Raw genomic sequence first — 19,549 nt, forward strand, 5'->3', positions numbered from 1 at the left:
GGCCACCACTGACAGTGGCTGCTCGTCAGTCCGTGAACTCGGTCAGTTCGCGGTCCGTGGTCCGTTCCACCCTGCGGCGGATACCGAACCAGCCGCCCACCAGGAGTACCGCGATCACCGGGATGAGCAGCAGCGTCCTGCGGCCGACCTCGGGGTCCTTCCACATCATGCCCAGGCAGGCCAGGAGGAAGGCGATCGTGGTGATCTCGGTGGCCGGGCTGAACGGGAGCCGGAAGGAGGGGCGGGTGAGCAGGCCCGAACGTGCGCGGCGGACGAAGACCAGGTGGCACACCATGATGATCACCCAGGTGCTGATGACGCCGAGGGAGGCGACGTTCAGGACGATCTCGAAGGCCTGGCTCGGCATGAGGTAGTTCAGGACCACACCGAGGACGCAGACCGCGCACGTGAGCAGGATGCCGCCGTAGGGGACCTGGCTGCGGTTCATCCGGGCCGTGAACTTCGGGGCCGAGCCCGCCGTCGCCATCGAGCGCAGGATGCGGCCCGTGGAGTACAGCCCGGAGTTCAGCGAGGACATCGCCGCCGTCAGGACGACGAGGTTCATCACGTCACCGGCCGCCGGGACCCCGATCTTCGACAGGACCGTGACGAACGGGCTCTGGTCGGCCGAGTAGACCGACCCCGGCAGGAGCAGGGCCAGGAGAACCACCGAGCCCACGTAGAACAGGCCCACCCGCCACATGATCGAGTTCACCGCGCGCGGGACCACCTTCTCCGGCTCCGCGGTCTCGCCCGCCGCGACACCGACCAGTTCGAGGGCGGCGTACGCGAAGATGACGCCCTGCATGACGAGGACGACCGGCATCACGCCGTGCGGGACGACGCCGCCGTTGTCCGAGATCACCGACACACCGGGCGTCCGACCGCCCACCTCGTGCTGGGTGGCCAGCAGGAAGATGCCGATCAGCATGAAGCCGACGAGCGTGGCGACCTTGATGATCGCGAACCAGAACTCCATCTCGCCGAAGATCTTCACCGAGATCAGGTTCACGGCGAGGACCACGGCCAGCGCGATCAGGGCCAGCGTCCACTGCGGGATGTGGGTGAACAGGCTCCAGTAGTGCGTGTAGAGCGCGATCGCGGTGATGTCGGCGATGCCGGTCGTCGACCAGTTCAGGAAGTACATCCAGCCGGCGACGTACGCGCCCTTCTCCCCGAGGAACTCGCGCGCGTACGACACGAAGGAGCCCGAGGAGGGGCGGTACAGGACCAGCTCGCCCAGGGCGCGGACGACGAAGAAGGCGAAGATGCCGCAGACCAGGTAGGCCAGCGCCAGCGCCGGACCCGCCGTGTGGAGACGCCCTCCGGCCCCCAGGAAGAGACCGGTGCCGATCGCGCCGCCGATGGCGATCATGTTGACATGGCGGGCCTTGAGGTCCTTGCTGTAGCCGGCGTCGCCCGCGTCGGCGGGCACCTGGGCCACGTCGGTGCGGGAGGCGGCCTGTGCCGAGTGCACGGCGTCCTTGCTCACGGTGGATCCACTCTCTGGTGCGCCCCGGCGGGTCCCGCTCGGGTTTCCGGACGTGCGTCGGCCCGCACCTCCTGGTGACAGGCACAGGCCGAGAGGGCGCATGCCCCGGAAACGACCCCTCACGCGGTGGCGGTCGTCACAGCGGTCGGCGGCCGACATGATCGGAAAGGGTCTGCCGACCGGGTGTCACAGCAGTGGTGAGACAGCGATACTGCTGCACATGACGACCGACCCCTCCCCCGTTGCCGAGGAGCCGACCCTCACCGTCGACGAGCTGGCCGCGCGGGCGGGGGTCACGGTCCGCACGGTCCGCTTCTACGGCACGCGAGGGCTGCTGCCGCCGCCGGTGATCGGTCCGCGCCGGGTCGGCCACTACGGCCGCGAGCACCTCGCGCGTCTCGCGCTGATCGAGGAGCTCCAGCACCAGGGGATGACGCTGGCGGCGATCGAGCGGTACATGCAGCAGCTGCCGGCCGAGCTGAGCGCACACGACCTCGCGATCCACCGGGCGGTGGTGGCCTCCTGGGCCCCGGACGTCGTGGAGCGGGTGACCCGCGAGGAGCTGCGGCGGCGGGCGGGGCGGGCACTGAGCGACGACGACCTGGAGCGGCTCGCCGCGATGGACGTCGTACGGCGGGACGGCGACGGCTACCGAGTCGACCTGGGCCTGCTCCGGCTCGGCGTCGCGCTGCTCGACGTCCCCCTGTCGCAGGAGGCGATCCTCGCCTCGCGGAAGGTCCTCATCGAGCACTCCCGGTCCGCCGCGCACGAGTTGTCGCAGCTGTTCCGGGGCGAGGTGGCCCAACGCGACGCGCAGGACGTGAAGTCGTTGTCGGCACACATGGAACCCCTGGTCGTGCAGGCCCTGTTGACGACCTTTCAGCGGTCCCTGAAGGAGGAGCTGCGGGAGTGGACGTCAGAGGTGGGCGGGGCCCCCTGAGGGTGGGGGCCTCCTGAGAGCGGGGCCCTCTGACGCCCGCACCACCGCGGACGCCGGGCGGGTCGGCACAGCCCCGCCCGGCGTTCCTGGCGTTCGCCTCACTCGTCCCCGAAACGGCCTCCGTTCTCCGCCTTCTCGACCAGCAGCGCCGGAGGCGTGAAGCGCTCTCCGTACCGGTCCGCCAGCTCACGCGCGCGTGCCACGAAGCCCGGCAGGCCGACACCTGCCCCGGCGCCGCCGTCGTAGCCGTTGATGTACTGGAGGACACCGCCCGTCCAGCCCGGGAAGCCGATACCGAAGATGGAGCCGATGTTGGCGTCGGCGACCGAGGTGAGGACTCCCTCCTCCAGGAGCTTGACGCTGTCCAGGGCCTCGGCGAAGAGCATGCGTTCCTGCATGTCCTGGAAGGGGATCTCCGTGCCGGGGCGGGTGAAGTGTTCGCGGAGACCGGTCCACAGGGCGGAGCGCCTGCCGTCGTCGCCGTAGTCGTAGAAGCCGCCGCCCCCGCTGCGGCCGGTGCGGCCGAACTCGTCGACCATGCGGTCGATGACCGCCTCGGCGGGGTGGGGCGTCCAGGTGCCGCCCGCCTCCTCCACCGCCTGCTTCGTCTCCTTGCGGATCTTGCGCGGGAGCGTCAGCGTCAGTTCGTCCATCAGGGAGAGGACCTTGGCCGGGTAGCCCGCCTGCGCCGCGGCCTGTTCGATCGACGCGGGCTCGATGCCCTCGCCGACCATCGCGACGCCCTCGTTGAGGAACTGGCCGATCACGCGGGAGGTGAAGAACCCGCGGGAGTCGTTCACCACGATCGGGGTCTTGTTGATCTGCCGCACCAGGTCGAAGGCCCTCGCGAGGGCTTCCTCGCCCGTGCGCTCGCCCTTGATGATCTCGACCAGCGGCATCTTGTCGACCGGTGAGAAGAAGTGCAGGCCGATGAAGTCGCTCTGGCGCTCCACCCCTTCGGCGAGAGCGGTGATGGGAAGCGTCGAGGTGTTGGAGCACAGCAGTGCGTCCGGCTCGACGATGTGCTGGATCTCCTGGAAGACCTTGTGCTTGAGCGACGTGTCCTCGAAGACGGCCTCGATGACGGCGTCGCAGCCGGCCAGGTCCTGCGGGTCCGCGGTCGGGGTGATGCGGGCCAGGAGCGCGTCCGCCTTCTCCTGCGTCGTACGGCCTCGGGAGACCGCCTTCGCGCAGAGCTTCTCCGAGTAGGCCTTGCCCTTGGCCGCCGCCTGCAGGGACACGTCCTTGAGGACCACGTCGATGCCCGCGCGGGCGCACGAGTACGCGATGCCGGCGCCCATCATCCCGGCGCCGAGCACGGCCACCTTGCGGACCTGGCGGGGTGCCACGCCCTTGGGGCGGTTCGCGCCGGAGTTCACCGCCTGGAGGTCGAAGAAGAACGCCTGGATCATGTTCTTCGAGATCTGGCCGGCGGCCAGCTCGACGAAGTAACGCGCCTCGATGACCTGCGCGGTCTCGAAGTCGACCTGGGCGCCCTCCACCGCGGCCGCGAGGATGTTGCGCGGGGCCGGGTAGGGCGCGCCGTTGGTCTGCTTGCGGAGGTTCGCCGGGAAGGCGGGCAGGTTCGCCGCGAACTTCGGGTTGGAGGGCGTGCCGCCGGGGATGCGGTAGCCGGGCTTGTCCCAGGGCTGCTGGGACTCGGGGTTGGCCTCGATGAACGCGCGGGCCTTGGCGAGGAGTTCGTCCTGTGTGGTGGCCACGTCGTCGACGAGGCCGTTCTGCAGGGCGCGCTGCGGGGCGTATTGCGTGCCCTGGAGCAGCACCTTCAGCAGCGCGTCGGCGATGCCGAGCAGCCGGACGGTGCGCACCACTCCCCCGCCACCGGGCAGCAGGCCGAGGGTGACCTCGGGGCAGCCGATCTTGGAGCCGGGCGCGTCGAGGGCGATGCGGTGGTGGCAGGCCAGGGCGATCTCGTAACCGCCGCCGAGGGCCGCTCCGTTGATGGCGGCGACGACCGGCTTGCCCAGGGTCTCGATGCGGCGCAGGTCGCGCTTGATCGCGAGGCCGCCGTCGAAGAGCTCCTGCGCGGTCCCGGGGGTGACCCGGATCAGGTCGCGCAGGTCGCCGCCCGCGAAGAAGGTCTTCTTGGCGGAGGTGATGATGACACCGCGGATGGTGTCCTTCTCGGCCTCCAGGCGGTCGGTGATCACCGCGAGGGAGTCGCGGAACGCCTGGTTCATGGTGTTCGCGGACTGGTTCGGGTCGTCGATGACGAGGGTGACGACGCCCGTGCGGTCCTGTTCCCAGCGGATGGTCGTGGACTGAGTGCTCATGTGGAAGTGCTCCGTGTGATCCGTCGTATCCGTGGGAGGGGGTCAGATGCGCTCGACGACGGTGGCGATGCCCATGCCGCCGCCGACACAGAGGGTCGCGAGGCCGTACCGCTTGTCCTGGCGCTCCAGTTCGTCGATCAGGCTGCCCAGGATCATGGCGCCGGTGGCGCCGAGCGGGTGGCCGAGGGCGATCGCGCCGCCGTTGACGTTGACCTTGTCCAGCGAGAGGCCCATGTCCCTGACGAAGCGCAGGACGACCGCCGCGAAGGCCTCGTTGATCTCGACGAGGTCGATGTCGTCGATGGTCAGCCCGGCCTTGGCGAGCGCCTTGCGGGTGGCGGGCGCGGGGCCGGTGAGCATGATGGTGGGCTCGGAGCCGGAGACCGCGGCGGAGACGATCCGCGCGCGCGGGGTGAGGCCGTAGCGCTCGCCGACCTCCTTGGAGCCGATCGCGACCAGCGAGGCGCCGTCGACGATGCCGGAGGAGTTGCCCGCGTGGTGGACGTGGTCGATCCTCTCGACCCAGTGGTACTTCTGCAGGGCCACGGCGTCGAAGCCGCCCAGGTCGCCGATGTCCGCGAAGGACGGCTTGAGTTTGCCGAGGGAGTCGGCGGTGGTGCCGGGGCGCAGGTGCTCGTCGTGGTCGAGGACGGTCAGGCCCGCGCGGTCCTTCACCGGGACGACGGAGCGGTCGAAGCGGCCCTCCTTCCAGGCCGTCGCGGCACGCTCCTGGGACAGTGCCGCGTACTCGTCGACGTCACGCCGGGAGAATCCCTCGATCGTGGCGATCAGGTCGGCGCCGATGCCCTGCGGCACGAAGTTGACGGCGAGGTTGGTCATCGGGTCGTTGAACCAGGCGCCGCCGTCGGAGGCCATCGGCACCCGGGACATCGACTCGACACCGCCCGCGAGGACCAGGTCCTCCCAGCCCGAACGCACCTTGGCGGCAGCCATGTTGACGGCCTCGAGACCCGAGGCACAGAAGCGGTTCTCCTGGACGCCCGCGACCGTGTCCGGCAGTCCGGCGGCGACGGCGGCGATCCGGGCGATGTCGGAGCCCTGGTCGCCGACCGGGCCGACGACACCGAGCACGATGTCGTCGACCGCCGCCGGATCCAGGCCCGGGAAACGGGCGCGGATCTCGTGGATGAGTCCCACGACCAGGTCGATGGGCTTGGTGCCGTGCAGGGCGCCGTTCGCCTTGCCGCGGCCGCGCGGGGTGCGGATCGCGTCGTACACGTACGCTTCGGTGCTCACGGGGAAGCCTTTCAAATGAGGGTCAGCTCAGCAGGGAACGGCCGATGATCTCTTTCATGATCTCGGTCGTGCCGCCGTAGATGGTCTGGATCCGGCCGTCGGTGAAGGCCCGTGCGACCGGGTACTCGCTCATGTAGCCGTAGCCGCCGTGCAGTTGCAGGCAGCGGTCGGCGACCCGCTTCTGGAGCTCGGTCGCCCACCACTTGGCCATGGAGGCGTGGACGGCGTCCAGTCCTCCGTCGGAGTGGTCCTCGACGCAGCGGTCGACGAACGTCCGCGTGACCGCGCACTCCGTGGCCATCTCGGCTATCTCGAACCGGATGTGCTGCTTGGTGGCGAGCGGCCGGCCGAAGGCCTCGCGCTCCTTGACGTACGCGGTGGTGATCTCCAGGAGGTGTTCGGCAGCGGCGATCGCCGCGACGGCGATGCTCAGGCGCTCCTGTGCGAGGTTGGTCATCAGGTGCGCGAAGGCGCCGTCGCGCTCGCCGAGGAGGTTCTCCTTGGGCACGCGCACGTCGTGGAAGAACAGCTCGGCGGTGTCCTGCGCCTTCTGGCCGATCTTGTCGAGGTTGCGGCCGCGCTCGAAGCCCGCAATGCCGCGCTCGACGACCAGCAGCGACAGCCCGCGGGCCCCGCCCTCGGGGGTGGTCTTGGCGACGACGATCACCAGGTCGGCGATGATCCCGTTGGAGATGAAGGTCTTGGAGCCGTTCAGCACCCAGTGGTCGCCCCGATCCTCCGCGTGCGTGCGGATGCCCTGGAGGTCGGAGCCCGCGCCGGGCTCGGTCATGGCGATGGCCGTGATCAGCGAGCCGTCGCAGAAGCCGGGCAGCCAGCGGCGCTTCTGCTCCTCGGTGGCGAGGCCGGTGAGGTACGGGCCGATGACGTCGTTGTGCAGGCCCAGGGCGAGTCCGGGGGCGCCCGCGCGCGTGAACTCCTCGGCCAGGACGGTCGCGTAGCGGAAGTCGGTCGTGCCGCCGCCCCCGAACTCCTCGGGCACGGCGAGCCCGAGCAGACCCTGCTTGCCGGCCGCCCGCCAGGCCTCGCGGGAGACGATGCCGTCCTTCTCCCACTGCGCGTAGTACGGCAGGACCTCCCTGGCCAGGAAGGCGCGCACGGTCGCGCGGAAGGCGTCGTGCTCGGGGGCGAAGAGCTGCCGCTTCATTCGGGGCCTTTCCGGAGTTCCTGGACCTGCACGAGGTCCGGTACGTCCCAGTCTCGTGCCACGTCCGCGGTGTCGGCGCCGTCCCGGGCGGGCCCGGTGCGCACGGCCGTGGGGGTCGCGGAGAAGCGGGGCGCGGGCGCGGGCTGGGTGATGCCGCCGTGGTCCGTGAAGGTGCCGCGGGCGGCGAGGTGCGGGTGGTGCGGCGCCTCGCGCAGCGACAGGACGGGCGCCACACACGCGTCGGTGCCCTCGAAGACGGCCGCCCACTCGTCTCTCGTACGGCTGCGGAAGCGGGCCGCGACCGCCTCGCGCAGGTCGCCCCAGCGGGTCCAGTCCTTGCGGGCGTCCGCGAAGTCCGGGACGCCGAGCAGGTCGAGGAACAGGTCGTAGAACTGCGGCTCCAGCGCCCCCACCGCCATGTACTTCCCGTCGGCGGTCTCGTAGGTGCCGTAGTACGGGCAGCCGCCGTCCAGGAGGTTGGCGCCGCGCCGGTCCTGCCAGCCGCCGGCCGCGGTCATGGCGTGGATCATCGCGGAGAGGTGGGAGGTGCCGTCGACGATGGCGGCGTCGACGACCTGTCCGGTGCCGGTCGCGCGCGCGTGGTGGAGGGCGGCGAGAACGCCGACGACGAGGTAGAGGGAGCCGCCCGCGTAGTCGCCCAGGAGGTTGGCGGGGACGGCCGGGGGGCGACCCGGTTCGCCGATCATGCCGAGGGTGCCGGTGAGGGCGATGTAGGCGATGTCGTGCCCGGCGCGCTGGGCCAGCGGTCCCTGCTGGCCCCAGCCGGTCATACGGCCGTAGACGAGGGCGGGGTTGCGTGCGTGGCAGTCCTCGGGGCCGACGCCGAGGCGCTCGGCGACACCGGGGCGGTTGCCCTCGATCAGGATGTCGGCGCGGGCGGCGAGGTCGAGCACGCGCGCGGGTCCTTCTGGGGCCTTGAGGTCGACGACGACCGAGCGCTTGTTGCGGTTGGTGAGGTCGTGGTCGGGGTCGATCGAGAGGGCGGCGCCGCCGGGGCGGGAGACACGGACGACGTCGGCTCCCAGGTCTGCGAGGAGCATGCCGGCGAACGGCCCCGGCCCGATGCCGGCGAGCTCCACCACGCGCACGCCGGCGAGCGGGCCGTGCCCGGGCGTCGTTGCCGTTGTCATGCAGCCCCCATTGGCGTGACACAACCGATGTAACACCAGTGATGCTAAGAACGTGTTCCAGTGGACACAAGACCTGAGCGAGCAAGCGCTTAGCCAATTATGAGCCGGTCACGGCGGTTCTCCCGCTTCGCCATCCGCATCAACCTCCGGCCCCCTCGACTGGCTCCGCACTCCTCACGCTAGCCTCGGCCACCGACAACGGCGCGTGCGGCGGATCCAGGAGTGTCATGAGCAGGCTGAAAAGGTCGGACCGTCCCTACGACATCGTGCTGTTCGGGGCGACGAGTTTCGCGGGCGCGCTCACCGCGCAGTACCTCGCCGCGCACGGCCCGGACGATCTGCGCTGGGCGATCGCCGGCCGCAACGAGGACAAGCTGAGGGCGCTGCGCGAGCGGCTGCCGGAGGGCACGGACATCGGGGTCCTCACGGCCGACGTGTCGGACCCGGACTCGCTGCGCGCCCTCGCCGAGCACGCGCGCGTGGTCGCCACCACGGTCGGCCCCTACCTGACGTACGGCGAGGAGCTGGTCGCCGCCTGCGCGGACGCGGGGACGGACTACCTCGACCTCTCGGGCGAGCCGGAGTTCGTGGACCTGATGTACGTCCGGCACGACGCACGCGCGCGTGAGACGGGCGCACGCCTGGTGCACGCGTGCGGGTTCGACTCGGTCCCGCACGATCTGGGGGCCTACTTCACGGTCCGGCAGCTGCCGGAGGGCGTTCCGCTCACCGTCGACGGCTTCGTGACCGCGGACGCCATGTTCTCCGGCGGGACCTTCGCCTCCGCTCTCAACCAGTTCGCGCGCGGCCGGCAGATGATCGCCGCCGCCCGGGACCGCGGCCGGCACGAGCCGCGCCTGGTGGGGCGGCGGGCCGCCGCGCCGACCGGCACCCCCCGGTACGCGCAGGAGGTCGGCGCCTGGGCGCTGCCGCTGCCTACCATCGACGCGCAGATCGTCCGGCGCTCGGCGAAGGCCCTGGAGCGCTACGGCCCGGACTTCCGCTACCGCCACTACGCGGCGGTACGGCGGCTGCCGGTCGCGGTGGGCGGGGTCGCGGCCGTGGGCGCGCTGTTCGCGGCGGCTCAGGTGCCGCCCGCGCGTCGCTGGCTGTCCGGCCGGGTCAGGCCGGGTGACGGGCCGAGCGCCGAGAAGCGGGCGAAGAGCTGGTTCTCGGTGCGCTTCGTCGGCGAGGGCGGTGGCCGGCGGGTGTTCACCGAGGTCGCGGGCGGCGACCCGGGGTACGACGAGACCGCGAAGATGTTCGCCGAGTCGGCGCTGTCGCTGGCCTTCGACGACCTCCCGGAGACGTCCGGTCAGGTCACGCCGGCGGTGGCGATGGGGGACGCGCTGATCGAGCGGCTGCGACGGGCCGGGATCACCTTCCGGGTCGCGTCGACCCGGTGAGGCCGCGTCAGAAGGACCAGCCCGCCACCGTGTAGATCATCCCCGCGATCCAGCCGAGCCCGGCGAGCACGCCGAGGACCAGCGCGGCGGTCACGGCACGCTCGACGGGCCGGTTCGGGTCGGCGAGGGGCTTGGGCGAACGGTGGGCCATGCGGTGCGTCGTCATGCGGAACAGCCTGCCGAGCACACCGGGGTGGGCACATCCGTACAGATACTCAGACGACGTACTCAGTACCTCTCCTGAAACCTGTCAGGAGGTCGCCTCCCGCAGCGCCTGCCGGCACAGCGCGTCCGCCCTGCGGGTCGTCTCCGGCAGCCGGTACGACGGCGTGAGCGCGAGGGTGTGGGCGCAGGCGTTGTCCAGGCTCACGCGGTGGCCGACCGAGACGAAGACCGGCTTCACCGCCTCGCGCGTGCGCAGGGCCCGGCCGACCTCCTCCGGGCCCGCCAGCAACGGCGACCACGCACCGCGCCGGGTGCCGGGTGCCGGGATCGTCGCAGGTGAAAGTGAATGGGTTCTTGGCGACCCCGATCGTCGGCAGCCCGCTGAGGACGCCGAGGTGGCTCGCGAGACCGAAGCGGCGGGGGTGGGCGCGGCCGTAGCCGTCGCAGACGACAAGGCCGGGCGGACACGGCAGGGCGTCGAGGGCGGCGAGGACCGTGGGGATCTCGCGGAAGGCGAGCAGGCCGGGGACGTACGGGAACGAGATGCGGCCGACGGCGGTCGCCTCGGCCACGGCCTGAAGGGTCGCCGCGTCCAGCACCACGGCCGCCGCCGCGACCACGTCCCGGTCGTCGTCGTAGGCCACGTCGACCCCGGTGACATAGCCGGTGCCGGGCGGCGGGCCCGGCTCGTCGAGGACCGTCCGCGGCCTCAACTCGTCCTGGACCGCGCGGGCCTGCTCCTCGGTGGCGGGCCAGCCCGCGGGGATGTCCACTGTCGTCATGGTGGAAGCGAGCGTACGACGGGGCGGCGTAGGCTCGCGATCATGTTCGTACTGGAACTGACCTACACCGCCCCGCTCGATGCCGTGGACGCCGTGCTGCCGGCGCATGTCGCCTGGCTGGAAAAGCAGTACGAGCACGGCGTCTTCCTGGCGTCCGGGCCCAAGAACCCCCGCGACGGCGGGATGATCATCGCCGTCGCGGAGGATCGTGCGCGGATCGAGGAGATCACCGCGGGCGACCCGTTCGTCACGGCCGGGGTGTGCGCGTACCGCGTCACCGAGTTCGCCGCGACGAAGACGGCTCCGGCGCTGGAGCCGTACCGGGAGATCCCCGGCTGACGGATCAGCTCTTGTTGCCGAGGGCGCGCTGGAGCTGGCTCTTGTTCATGTCCGAACGGCCCTTGACGCCCTTGCGCTTGGCCTCTTCGTACAGCTGGTCGTAGGTCGGCCCCTGCGAGCCCTTGCCCGACCGCTGGCCGCCCCGCTTGCCGGAGGACATGTCCTTGGTCGAGGTACGGCTGGCGGTCTTGGACTCGCCGGAGCGGGCGCGTTCCTTGTTGACCGTCCGCGCCGCGATCTCCTTGGCCCGTCCGGTGCTCTCGCCCCGGTCTTCCGCGCTCTCCTTGATGTGCTCGTACTGGCGTTCACGCTTCGAGTTCGAACCGGCCGGCATGGGGGATCACTCCTTTCGCCGTCGGCGCCCGGGTACCCACATTCCGCCACTCAGCCCTCCAGACGAGCCACCCGTCCCTTCTCCCCGGCCGCCCAGCAGCCGCCGTCGACCGTGCAGTCGACGGTGTCGTACGAGCCGGTGTCCACGGTCCGCCAGGTCCGGCCGCCGTCCCTGGTGAGGTCCGTTCCGGTAGGGCCGACCGCGAGGGCCGCGGTGCGGCTGTGCGGAAGCCAGGCCACGCCGGAGCGGTAGGCGTTCACCGGGGCCGCGGCGGGCCGCCAGGTCGCGCCCCCGTCACCGGTGCGGGCGGCGGCCTGCGGAGAGCTCTGGTCAGGTCGGTAGTCGCCGCCGACCGCGAGCCCGTGGACGCGGTCGCGGAAGGCGAGCGCGAAGACGCCCTTGGCGGGGTCGCCCGCCGGGATCGGCGTCTCGGAGGCCGTCCAGGTGCGGCCCCGGTCGGCGGAGTGCAGGACACGCGCGCGTGCCGCCCCGCCGGTGGCCAGCCAGACGTCCCGGGGCCCGGAACTGACCAGGCACTGCCCGCTCGCCGCGAAGCCCGCCTCGCCGTCGAGCGCGGCCGGCATCCCCTTGTCGGGCAGCACCTTCCAGGAGCGGCCGCCGTCGGAGGTCGACAGGATGCGGAACTTCCCGTCCACCGGGTCGCTCATGGCGAGGCCGTGGCGGTGGTCGAAGAAGGTGAGGCAGTCGTAGAAGGCCTTGGTGTCGGTGTTGCGGAAGGACTCGGTCCAGGTCGCGCCGCCGTCCTCGGTGCGGTAGACGCGGGACGCCTCGCCCTCCCCGATGGCCAGCACCACCGCCCGGCGCGCGTCGAAGGCCTCGATGTCCCGGAACTGGAGCTCGGCGGCACCGGGCGGCGAGACGTTTCGCCAGCTCGCTCCGCCGTCCGTGGTGCGCAGCACGGTGCCCTGGGTGCCGGCCAGCCAGGCGGTGTCCCGGCTGACCGCCGACAGCCCGCGGAACCGCACCTCGGGGGTGCCGCTGTCCTTGAGCTCCCAGCGCGGCGCACGGCCGTCCGGGTCATGTGCCTCGGCCGGTACTGCGGTCAGGACGGCCAGCGCCGCCGCACAGGCCGCCCCCGCGGCGACGGTCCGGCTCATCAGGCCCGTCGGTCTCTTGCCTCGCGTGTTTCCCAAGCGCCTCATGGCGGGCGAAGCTAGCCCACGCTCCCGGCGCCGTCCAGATGCCCTCGGGCGGCCGCCGACCGGTGCGCGGGGTGTCACAAGTGTCTCTCGGGGCACGGGAGAAGGACTGGATCACACCGGTACATGAAGACGGTGACAGAGGTCACTCGAATTTCGTGTACACGGATTGGCTCATTCCGACGTCTCTTCCAGTGCCCGTCCCACTCCGGAAGCCCACCGCCGTCACAAGGGAGCAAGGCGTTGTCCACCGTCATCGAGCAGCCCGTAGAGGCCCGTCTCGTCGCCGCGGCACCGCGGATGCCGAGCATTCCCGCCACCCTGCACTACGACCGCTGTGATCCGTTCGCCGTCCGTATGACCTTCCCCGCCCCGGCCACCCTGGAGGGCGTCGAGGTCTGCTGGACCTTCAGCCGCGAACTGCTCACCACCGGCCTGCACGAGCCCGAGGGCCACGGCGACGTCCGGGTGCGGCCGTACGGCTACGACCGCACCGTTCTCGAGTTCCACGCCCCCGAGGGCACGGCCGTCGTGCATGTCCGCACGGGTGAGCTGCGCCGGTTCCTGGAGGCGACGAACGACCTCGTGCCGACCGGTCTGGAGCACCTCCAGCTCGACCTCGACCACGACCTGGCCGAGCTGATACGCGACGCCTGCTGACGCCGGGCGCCCAGGAGGGCGTCGGGCTCGCCGTGGTCGAGCCCCTCGGTCGGCACGTCGCACGTCCCCGCGTCCAGCAGCTCCCGCGCGACGCGGCGGGCCAGGGCGTGCGCGGCCTGCACGAGGCCGGAGCCGACGCTGACGCGCGCCACCCCGATTGAGGCCGACTCGGCAACGAACGCGGGGCGCCGGGCCCGGCCATGACGTTCAGCGGACGGTCGATCGCGTCGACGAGGAGCCTGACGGTTCCCGGGTCGACGGCCCCGGGGACGGGGATCCCGTCGACGCCCACGGCGAGGCGCGGTTCGCCCTCGTCGTCGTACAGGGCGTCCTCGACGTTCACCCGACCCCGCCCGCCGCGAGCACCGCCCGCCCGCGCGATACGAACCCGCTCTCTATGTCCGCGCCGACCGGCACGGCGGCGATCCGCCCCACGGCGTCCAGGGCCCAGGAGAGCCCGGAGCTCGCGTTGGCCACGGCAGTGGCGCCCGCGTTCCTGCTCACTCAGTCGCCGGCCCCCGCGGCAGCGCCGGCCGGAATCCGACCCCGGCGTTCAGGCGCGCGCCGTGACCGCGGCCGCCGCCCCGCGGACCCCGTGGACGAGTTCCCGCAGCACCGGCGCCACCTGACCGCTGCGCTCGACCAGCTCCTCGACGCGCGCCTCGTGGTGTTCGCCGCGGGGCAGGAGGGTGCGCAGTTCGGCCGCCGCGGCGAGCGCGACGAGGGCCGCGTCTCGCTCGGAGACGTCCACCGGCGGCACCGGGCCTCGCAGCACCTGCCGCGCCTCCTCCTGCAGCGCCTCCACGGCGGCCGGTCGGGCCAGGTCGTGCTCCACCGTCGGGAACAGCCCGAGGATCCGCCGCTTGCGGGCGCGCAGATGTCCGCCCGCCGTGAGCTGTTCCCGTACGGCGTCCAGGGTGATCCGGGTGTGCGGTGTCACCCAGCTCCGCCACCGGTGCGGGCGGGATTCCCGGACCAGTTCGAGCAGCCCGTCCAGGACGGGGTCACCGGTCTCGGCGTCCATGTCGACCGGCGTGGCGATGCCGTCCACGTCGAGGAGCAGCCCGCGCCGGGCCAGCTCGGTGAGGGCACCGGCCCGGACCAGCTGGGGAACCTGGGCGGCACCGGTGGTCTCGGACTTCGAGGTGTCCCAGGCCAGCAGATAGAGGTGGGCCGGCAGGGAGAGCGGTCCGTCGGGCACGGGGCCTCCTAAGGCGATTTAACTCGTTGACAGCCCTACGGCCGCCTCGTACGGTGTAGAACGCTTCTGTTGCCGTCGATCGGAGTAGGACGTTGCTCGTCTGAGGTCCTGAGACACCGTGTCACACACCTGAGGTGTGTGCGCCGCGTGCGACCTCGGCACACGAGCCGTTCCCGACGAGCAGGGCCCTGTTCCCGCCCTCCGGTCTCCTGGCCTTCTCCCGTGGTCGCGGGTGTCTCGATACGCGTTTGCCCCTTCTCGCTTCGAGCAACCGCGGAGACTCACATGTCTGCTTCCCTCACCTGCGCCTCCCTCGCCTTCTCCTGGCCCGACGGCACCCCCGTTTTCGACGGCCTCGACATCGCCTTCGGCCCCGGCCGGACGGGCCTCGTCGGCGTCAACGGGTCAGGAAAGTCCACCCTGTTGAAGCTGATCGCCGGTGAACTCACCCCGGCCGACGGCGCCGTGCGCGTCGCGGGCGAGGTCGGCCACCTCCCGCAGAACGTCACGCTCGACACCGGCCTGAAGGTCGACGAGGCGCTCGGTATCGCCGCGCGCCGCGCCGCCCTGCACGCCATCGAGGGCGGCGACGTGTCCGAGGAGCACTTCGAGACGGTCGGCGACGACTGGGACGTGGAGGAGCGGGCCCTGGCCACCCTCGGTGAACTCGGGCTCGGCCACATCGGGTTGGACCGCAGGATCGGCGAGGTCTCGGGCGGCGAGTCGGTACTGCTGCGGCTGGCCGCGCTGCTGCTGCGCCGACCGGACGTCCTGCTCCTCGACGAGCCCACCAACAACCTCGACCTGTACGCCCGCAGGCGGCTGTACTCGGCCGTCGCCTCCTGGCCCGGGGTGATGGTCGTGGTCAGCCACGACCGCGAACTCCTCGACCTGGTCGACCAGATCGCCGATCTGCGCTCGGGCGAGGTCGCCTGGTACGGCGGGAACTTCTCCGCCTACGAGGAGGCCCTCGCCGTGGAACAGGAGGCGGCGGAGCGGATGGTGCGCGTCGCCGAGTCCGACTTCCGCAAGCAGAAGCGTGAACTGGTGGACGCACAGGTCAAGTTGGCCCATCGCAGGCGCTACGCCCAGAAGATGTACGACACCAAGCGCGAGCCCCGGGCCGTCATGAAGCTGAGGAGCCGCGCGGCCCAGGTCTCCGCGGGCAAGCACCGCATCATGCACGAGGAGAAGCTCGCCGAGGCCAAGGACCGCCTCGACGAGGCGGTGGAGGCCGTACGGGACGACGACGAGATCCGCGTCGACCTGCCGTACACGGCCGTACCGCAGGGCCGTACGGTCCTGACCCTCATGGACCTGCACCTCGCCTATGGCGCGCGGGTGAAGGGCGGTCTCGACCTTCGCGGGCCCGAGCGGGTCGCGCTGATCGGGCGCAACGGCACGGGCAAGACGACGCTGCTGCGGACGATCGCCGGGGAGCTGCCCCCGGTGTCGGGCGAGGCCACCGTCCATGTCCCGCTCCGCTTCCTGCCCCAGCGTCTGGACGTCCTCGACGGCGAGCTGTCGGTCGCCGAGAACGTGGCCCGGTTCGCGCCGGGCGCCACCAACAACCGGGTGCGGGCCCGTCTCGCCCGCTTCCTGTTCCGGGGCGCCCGGGCCGACCAGCAGGCGTCGACACTGTCCGGCGGCGAACGCTTCCGGGCGACCCTGGCCGCGCTGATGCTGGCGGAGCCCGCACCCCAGCTGCTCATGCTCGACGAGCCGACGAACAACCTCGACATCGCGAGCGTGCGACAGCTGACCTCGGCCCTGGAGTCGTACGAGGGCGCGCTGGTCGTGGCCAGTCACGACCTGCCGTTCCTGGAGTCGATCGGCATCACGCGCTGGCTGATGCTGGACGGGGAGCTGCGTGAGGTCACGCCGGAGGATCTGGAGTTCCGCGTGTAGCGTCCGTGACGTCCGCGGCGCAGACGACGGCCGCCAGGTCCGCGCCCGCCCGGAGCAGCGCCACGCTCCGGGCGGCGATCCGGTCGAGCCGTGCCCGCAGGATCCGCCGGGCGTCCTCCAGGCCGTCGGTGCCGTCCAGGCAGGCCATCACCTCACGTACGGCCGGGATGCCGTACCCGCCGGCGCGCAGGGCGACGACGACGCGTGCCGCCCTGATCGCCGCGGGACCGTAGCGGCGCGCGCGCAGGGTGGTCACGCGCTCCGGGAGGACGAGCCCTTCCTCCTCCCAGAACCGCAGGGTCGAGGACCGTACGCCGAGGGCCTGCGCGAGCTGGGTGATGGTCATGAAGTCGTCGTCCCCGCCGGCCCCTTCGGCCTGGATGCCCTCCAGCGCCCGCTGGGCGCGCAGCACCTCCGCGCGCTCCCGCGCGAGCCGGGCGTGGACCTCGTCGACCGCCGAGGCCGCCTCCGTGACCGTCGCCGTCCGCAGCTCGGCGAGCAGCCGCCGGGCCTCGACGGGTCCGGCGGCCGCTGCGAGCCCTCGGTAGGCGCGCAGAGCGTGCACATGGAGCGGCGTGTAGGAGCGGTAGCCGTTGTCCGACCGTACGGCCGGCGGAATCACGCCCAGCCGCTCCAGGTCGCGCACCTGCTGGGCCGAGTACCCGGACTCCCTGGCGACGTCGGTCGTGCGCATCGTTCGGTCAACCCCACACAAGCACTTGAAGGTCACGCTTGAACCATGAGTATGGAGCAGATCATCGCGACCGTGCGCGGCTTCGACGGGGCTCTCGTGATCGTCCCGGGGCCGGGTGGGGACTCCCCCGAGATCGCGTGGGGCGACGCGTTCTTCTACTACGCCCCCGACGGCCGGACGCCACGGAACACCCAGCCCTACGGGACGATCGTCACGAAGAACTACCCCGCCGACACCGCCTGCGACCTGGACCCGCCGGGCCGCTGGCGGGTCAACGTCCAGGTCGGCCGCACGGCGCTCCCGGAACTCCTCGGGGAACGGCACGATCCCGCGACGGCCGACGTGGTGCTGCCGCACCCGGTCTACGGGTCCCTCGGCTGGATCTGCGTGGTGAATCCCGGCGAGAGGACGACCGGGACCGTCGTACGACTGCTGCGCGAGGCCCATGAGGCGGCACGCGTGCGTGCTGCGCGACGGCGCTCGTGAGCCGTGAAGCGTCTCAGGAGGGCCACAGCCTGACTCCAGGGGTTTTGTCGACACGGACCGGCGCTGCATGATGGCTGACCGGCGCCCGTCACGCGCGCCGCCCCCTGTCCCGCCGATACGGAGTTCCCTCGTGCCCAGCAAGAAGGCCCTCGTCCGCCGCCCCAGCCCGCGCCTCGCCGAAGGTCTGGTGACGCACGTCGAGCGGGAGAAGGTCGACGTCGACCTCGCGCTCGAACAGTGGGAGGCGTACGTCGAGGCCCTGCGCGGGCACGGCTGGGAGACCGTCGAGGTGGACCCGGAGGACGACTGCCCGGACTCGGTGTTCGTCGAGGACACCGTGGTGATGTACAAGAACGTCGCCCTGATCGCGCGCTCCGGCGCCGAGTCCCGGCGCGAGGAGACCACCGGCGTCGAGGAGGCCGTGGCGCGCCTGGGCTGCTCGGTGAACTGGGTCTGGGAGCCGGGCACCCTGGACGGCGGTGACGTGCTGAAGATCGACGACACGATCTACGTCGGCCGGGGCGGGCGTACCAACGCGGCCGGCGTCCAGCAGCTGCGGGCCGCCTTCGAACCGCTCGGGGCGCGGGTCGTCGCCGTGCCGGTGAGCAAGGTGCTGCACCTGAAGTCGGCGGTCACCGCGCTGCCCGACGGAACCGTCATCGGACACATCCCCAAGGTGGACCGGCCCGCGCTCTTCCCGCGCTTCCTGTCCGTGCCCGAGGAGGCCGGCGCCCATGTCGTCCTGCTCGGCGGTCCCAAGCTGCTGATGGCCGCGAGCGCGCCGAAGACCGCGGAGCTGCTCACCGACCTCGGATTCGAACCGGTCGTGGTGGACATCAGCGAGTTCGAGAAGCTCGAAGGCTGTGTGACTTGCCTCTCAGTGCGCTTGCGGGAGCTGTACGCCTGACGGGGTGCGGGCATGAGACCCGGCGGCCTCGGACCTGCAGTTCCAGGGGCGCTTCTCGTGGTTCCAGAGCCGCGTGTCCTGCCCGGGGAGCACTGCTGATCAGGGATCTTTACGACACCCTTAACCTACGGTCTCGTAACCTACGGTTTCGTAGCCTACGATTCCGTAGGTTCCCCGGCACCGCTCGCCGGAGCCCGCAATGCTGGTCCCGTCCCCCTGGAGCACCTATGACGATCACTTCCCCTCACCTCGGCAGCCCGTCCTCCGAGTGGACCGACGCGCGACTGCTGTTCGCGCTGGAGGAAGTGGTCGAGACCGAACTCAACCGGCATCTGAAGGTCACCAAGGACTGGATGCCGCACGAGTACGTCCCGTGGAGCGACGGCCGCAACTTCCCCGGCTTCTTCGAGGACGGCGAGGCCTGGGAGAAGGAGCAGTCCAAGGTCACCGAGATCGGCCGGATCGCCCTGGTCGTGAACCTGCTCACCGAGGACAACCTCCCCAGCTACCACCACGAGATCGCCTCGCTCTTCGGCCGTGACGGCGCCTGGGGCACCTGGGTGCACCGCTGGACCGCCGAGGAGGGCCGGCACGGCATCGTGATGCGGGACTACCTGCTGGCCTCGCGGGCGGTGGACCCGGACAAGCTGGAGCAGTTCCGCATGGCCCACATGAGCGAGGGCTTCGAGTCGGACAACCGCCACTCCATGCTGCACTCGGTCGCGTACGTGTCCTTCCAGGAGCTCGCGACCCGCGTCTCGCACCGCAACACCGGCCACCAGTCCGGGGACCCGGTCTGCGACCGCATGCTGGCGCGCATCGCCACCGACGAGAACCTGCACATGGTCTTCTACCGGAACCTGCTGAAGGCGGCCTTCGAGCTCGCACCCGACCTGACGATGATGGCCGTGCGCGACGTGATCGTGAACTTCCGGATGCCCGGCCACGGCATGCCCGGCTTCGAGCGGGCCGCCGCGCAGATGGCGATCGGCGAGATCTACAACATGCGCATCCACCACGACGACGTGCTCCAGCCCGTCCTGCGCTTCCTGAAGGTCATGGAGATCGACGGCCTCGGCCCCGAGGGCCAGAAGGCGCAGGACGAACTCGGCCTGTACATGGGCGGTCTGGACGCGGAGGCCGCGAAGTTCGACGAGAAGCTGGCTGCGCGCAAGGCGCGGATGGCGGCCCGCGCGGGCGCCTGACGC

Annotated in this window: 19 protein-coding genes and 1 pseudogene; 8 read left to right on the forward strand and 12 right to left on the reverse strand. The window is 71.4% G+C overall.

All coding sequences use genetic code 11. The features are described 5' to 3' along the window. Positions 1-25 precede the first annotated feature (25 nt). Positions 26-1,492 (reverse strand): amino acid permease, encoded by a 1,467-nt coding sequence (locus RKD20_RS06630; RefSeq protein ID WP_424876860.1) that lies wholly within the window; start codon positions 1,490-1,492, stop codon positions 26-28. Between the two features lie 220 nt (positions 1,493-1,712). On the opposite strand from RKD20_RS06630, the gene RKD20_RS06635 reads away from it, so the two are divergent. Next, positions 1,713-2,432, forward strand: coding sequence for a MerR family transcriptional regulator (locus RKD20_RS06635; RefSeq protein WP_424876861.1), 720 nt, complete (start codon positions 1,713-1,715; stop codon positions 2,430-2,432). 98 nt (positions 2,433-2,530) lie between these two features. Here the strand turns inward: RKD20_RS06635 and RKD20_RS06640 are convergent, their stop codons facing one another. From RKD20_RS06640 to RKD20_RS06655, 4 genes are read right to left on the reverse strand one after another with little or no spacing between them, the layout of a single operon-like run. Further along, complete coding sequence (locus RKD20_RS06640) at positions 2,531-4,726, reverse strand: 3-hydroxyacyl-CoA dehydrogenase NAD-binding domain-containing protein (protein WP_424876862.1); 2,196 nt, start codon at positions 4,724-4,726, stop codon at positions 2,531-2,533. 42 nt (positions 4,727-4,768) lie between these two features. Continuing rightward, the gene (locus RKD20_RS06645; protein ID WP_424876863.1) at positions 4,769-5,983 is read right to left on the reverse strand and encodes an acetyl-CoA C-acetyltransferase; all 1,215 of its coding nucleotides are present in this window, start codon (positions 5,981-5,983) and stop codon (positions 4,769-4,771) included. 22 nt (positions 5,984-6,005) lie between these two features. Next, positions 6,006-7,148 carry an acyl-CoA dehydrogenase family protein gene (locus tag RKD20_RS06650; protein ID WP_424876864.1) on the reverse strand — a complete coding sequence of 381 codons (1,143 nt, stop codon included), beginning with the start codon at positions 7,146-7,148 and terminating at the stop codon, positions 6,006-6,008. After that, a complete protein-coding gene (locus RKD20_RS06655) occupies positions 7,145-8,299 on the reverse strand; it encodes a CaiB/BaiF CoA transferase family protein (RefSeq protein WP_424876865.1) in 1,155 nt (384 codons plus the stop codon). Before RKD20_RS06655 ends, RKD20_RS06650 begins: the two co-directional genes overlap by 4 nt. 227 nt (positions 8,300-8,526) lie before the next feature. On the opposite strand from RKD20_RS06655, the gene RKD20_RS06660 reads away from it, so the two are divergent. Next, positions 8,527-9,705 carry a saccharopine dehydrogenase family protein gene (locus RKD20_RS06660; RefSeq protein WP_424876866.1) on the forward strand — a complete coding sequence of 393 codons (1,179 nt, stop codon included), beginning with the start codon at positions 8,527-8,529 and terminating at the stop codon, positions 9,703-9,705. Between the two features lie 7 nt (positions 9,706-9,712). On the opposite strand, the gene mmpA is transcribed toward RKD20_RS06660, so the two are convergent. After that, positions 9,713-9,871, reverse strand: a complete 159-nt coding sequence (mmpA, locus tag RKD20_RS06665) for a morphogenic membrane protein MmpA (RefSeq protein ID WP_199790130.1) — start codon at positions 9,869-9,871, stop codon at positions 9,713-9,715. Between the two features lie 84 nt (positions 9,872-9,955). Further along, positions 9,956-10,652 (reverse strand): annotated as a pseudogene (locus tag RKD20_RS06670) (endonuclease V). A gap of 42 nt (positions 10,653-10,694) precedes the next feature. On the opposite strand from RKD20_RS06670, the gene RKD20_RS06675 reads away from it, so the two are divergent. Further along, entirely contained in the window at positions 10,695-10,991 is a 297-nt protein-coding gene (locus tag RKD20_RS06675) for a YciI family protein (RefSeq protein ID WP_424876867.1), read from the forward strand. Between the two features lie 4 nt (positions 10,992-10,995). On the opposite strand, the gene RKD20_RS06680 is transcribed toward RKD20_RS06675, so the two are convergent. After that, positions 10,996-11,325 (reverse strand): hypothetical protein, encoded by a 330-nt coding sequence (locus tag RKD20_RS06680; RefSeq protein ID WP_020122179.1) that lies wholly within the window; start codon positions 11,323-11,325, stop codon positions 10,996-10,998. A gap of 50 nt (positions 11,326-11,375) precedes the next feature. Further along, the gene (locus RKD20_RS06685) at positions 11,376-12,443 is read right to left on the reverse strand and encodes a WD40/YVTN/BNR-like repeat-containing protein (protein ID WP_424876868.1); all 1,068 of its coding nucleotides are present in this window, start codon (positions 12,441-12,443) and stop codon (positions 11,376-11,378) included. Between the two features lie 285 nt (positions 12,444-12,728). On the opposite strand from RKD20_RS06685, the gene RKD20_RS06690 reads away from it, so the two are divergent. Then, complete coding sequence (locus tag RKD20_RS06690) at positions 12,729-13,145, forward strand: SsgA family sporulation/cell division regulator (protein ID WP_424876869.1); 417 nt, start codon at positions 12,729-12,731, stop codon at positions 13,143-13,145. Between the two features lie 339 nt (positions 13,146-13,484). Here RKD20_RS06690 and RKD20_RS06695 read toward each other — a convergent pair whose 3' ends face one another. Continuing rightward, entirely contained in the window at positions 13,485-13,649 is a 165-nt protein-coding gene (locus tag RKD20_RS06695; RefSeq protein ID WP_424876870.1) for a hypothetical protein, read from the reverse strand. A 49-nt stretch (positions 13,650-13,698) separates the two neighbouring features. Further along, positions 13,699-14,346 (reverse strand): GOLPH3/VPS74 family protein, encoded by a 648-nt coding sequence (locus tag RKD20_RS06700; protein WP_424876871.1) that lies wholly within the window; start codon positions 14,344-14,346, stop codon positions 13,699-13,701. Positions 14,347-14,631: 285 nt separating this feature from the next. Between RKD20_RS06700 and RKD20_RS06705 the strand changes: the two genes are divergently transcribed. Next, complete coding sequence (locus RKD20_RS06705) at positions 14,632-16,254, forward strand: ABC-F family ATP-binding cassette domain-containing protein (protein ID WP_424876872.1); 1,623 nt, start codon at positions 14,632-14,634, stop codon at positions 16,252-16,254. Here RKD20_RS06705 and RKD20_RS06710 read toward each other — a convergent pair. Continuing rightward, positions 16,223-16,948, reverse strand: a complete 726-nt coding sequence (locus RKD20_RS06710; protein WP_424876873.1) for a MerR family transcriptional regulator — start codon at positions 16,946-16,948, stop codon at positions 16,223-16,225. The genes RKD20_RS06705 and RKD20_RS06710 overlap by 32 nt on opposite strands. Before the next feature lie 51 nt (positions 16,949-16,999). Here RKD20_RS06710 and RKD20_RS06715 point away from each other — a divergent pair, with 51 nt between their 5' ends. The 3 genes from RKD20_RS06715 (at position 17,000) to RKD20_RS06725 (ending at position 19,546) form a co-directional block, all read left to right on the forward strand. Then, positions 17,000-17,434, forward strand: coding sequence for a DUF6194 family protein (locus tag RKD20_RS06715; RefSeq protein WP_424883159.1), 435 nt, complete (start codon positions 17,000-17,002; stop codon positions 17,432-17,434). Between the two features lie 130 nt (positions 17,435-17,564). Beyond that, positions 17,565-18,341 (forward strand): dimethylargininase, encoded by a 777-nt coding sequence (ddaH, locus tag RKD20_RS06720; RefSeq protein ID WP_424876874.1) that lies wholly within the window; start codon positions 17,565-17,567, stop codon positions 18,339-18,341. 227 nt (positions 18,342-18,568) lie between these two features. After that, positions 18,569-19,546, forward strand: a complete 978-nt coding sequence (locus RKD20_RS06725) for an acyl-ACP desaturase (RefSeq protein WP_424876875.1) — start codon at positions 18,569-18,571, stop codon at positions 19,544-19,546. Positions 19,547-19,549 lie beyond the last annotated feature (3 nt).

The organism is Streptomyces sp. SLBN-8D4, assembly GCF_049739545.1.
Taxonomy (GTDB): Bacteria; Actinomycetota; Actinomycetes; order Streptomycetales; family Streptomycetaceae; genus Streptomyces; species Streptomyces canus_C.

What these genes read in the sequence shown, in the direction of transcription:
- RKD20_RS06635 (WP_424876861.1), top strand. Translation starts at nt 1,713, where the DNA reads ATGACGACCGACCCCTCCCCCGTTGCCGAGGAGCCGACCCTCACCGTC.
- RKD20_RS06640 (WP_424876862.1), bottom strand. Translation starts at nt 4,726, where the DNA reads ATGAGCACTCAGTCCACGACCATCCGCTGGGAACAGGACCGCACGGGC.
- RKD20_RS06650 (WP_424876864.1), bottom strand. Translation starts at nt 7,148, where the DNA reads ATGAAGCGGCAGCTCTTCGCCCCCGAGCACGACGCCTTCCGCGCGACC.
- RKD20_RS06655 (WP_424876865.1), bottom strand. Translation starts at nt 8,299, where the DNA reads ATGACAACGGCAACGACGCCCGGGCACGGCCCGCTCGCCGGCGTGCGC.
- RKD20_RS06660 (WP_424876866.1), top strand. Translation starts at nt 8,527, where the DNA reads ATGAGCAGGCTGAAAAGGTCGGACCGTCCCTACGACATCGTGCTGTTC.
- mmpA (WP_199790130.1), bottom strand. Translation starts at nt 9,871, where the DNA reads ATGACGACGCACCGCATGGCCCACCGTTCGCCCAAGCCCCTCGCCGAC.
- RKD20_RS06675 (WP_424876867.1), top strand. Translation starts at nt 10,695, where the DNA reads ATGTTCGTACTGGAACTGACCTACACCGCCCCGCTCGATGCCGTGGAC.
- RKD20_RS06680 (WP_020122179.1), bottom strand. Translation starts at nt 11,325, where the DNA reads ATGCCGGCCGGTTCGAACTCGAAGCGTGAACGCCAGTACGAGCACATC.
- RKD20_RS06685 (WP_424876868.1), bottom strand. Translation starts at nt 12,443, where the DNA reads ATGAGCCGGACCGTCGCCGCGGGGGCGGCCTGTGCGGCGGCGCTGGCC.
- RKD20_RS06705 (WP_424876872.1), top strand. Translation starts at nt 14,632, where the DNA reads ATGTCTGCTTCCCTCACCTGCGCCTCCCTCGCCTTCTCCTGGCCCGAC.
- RKD20_RS06710 (WP_424876873.1), bottom strand. Translation starts at nt 16,948, where the DNA reads ATGCGCACGACCGACGTCGCCAGGGAGTCCGGGTACTCGGCCCAGCAG.
- RKD20_RS06715 (WP_424883159.1), top strand. Translation starts at nt 17,000, where the DNA reads ATGGAGCAGATCATCGCGACCGTGCGCGGCTTCGACGGGGCTCTCGTG.
- RKD20_RS06725 (WP_424876875.1), top strand. Translation starts at nt 18,569, where the DNA reads ATGACGATCACTTCCCCTCACCTCGGCAGCCCGTCCTCCGAGTGGACC.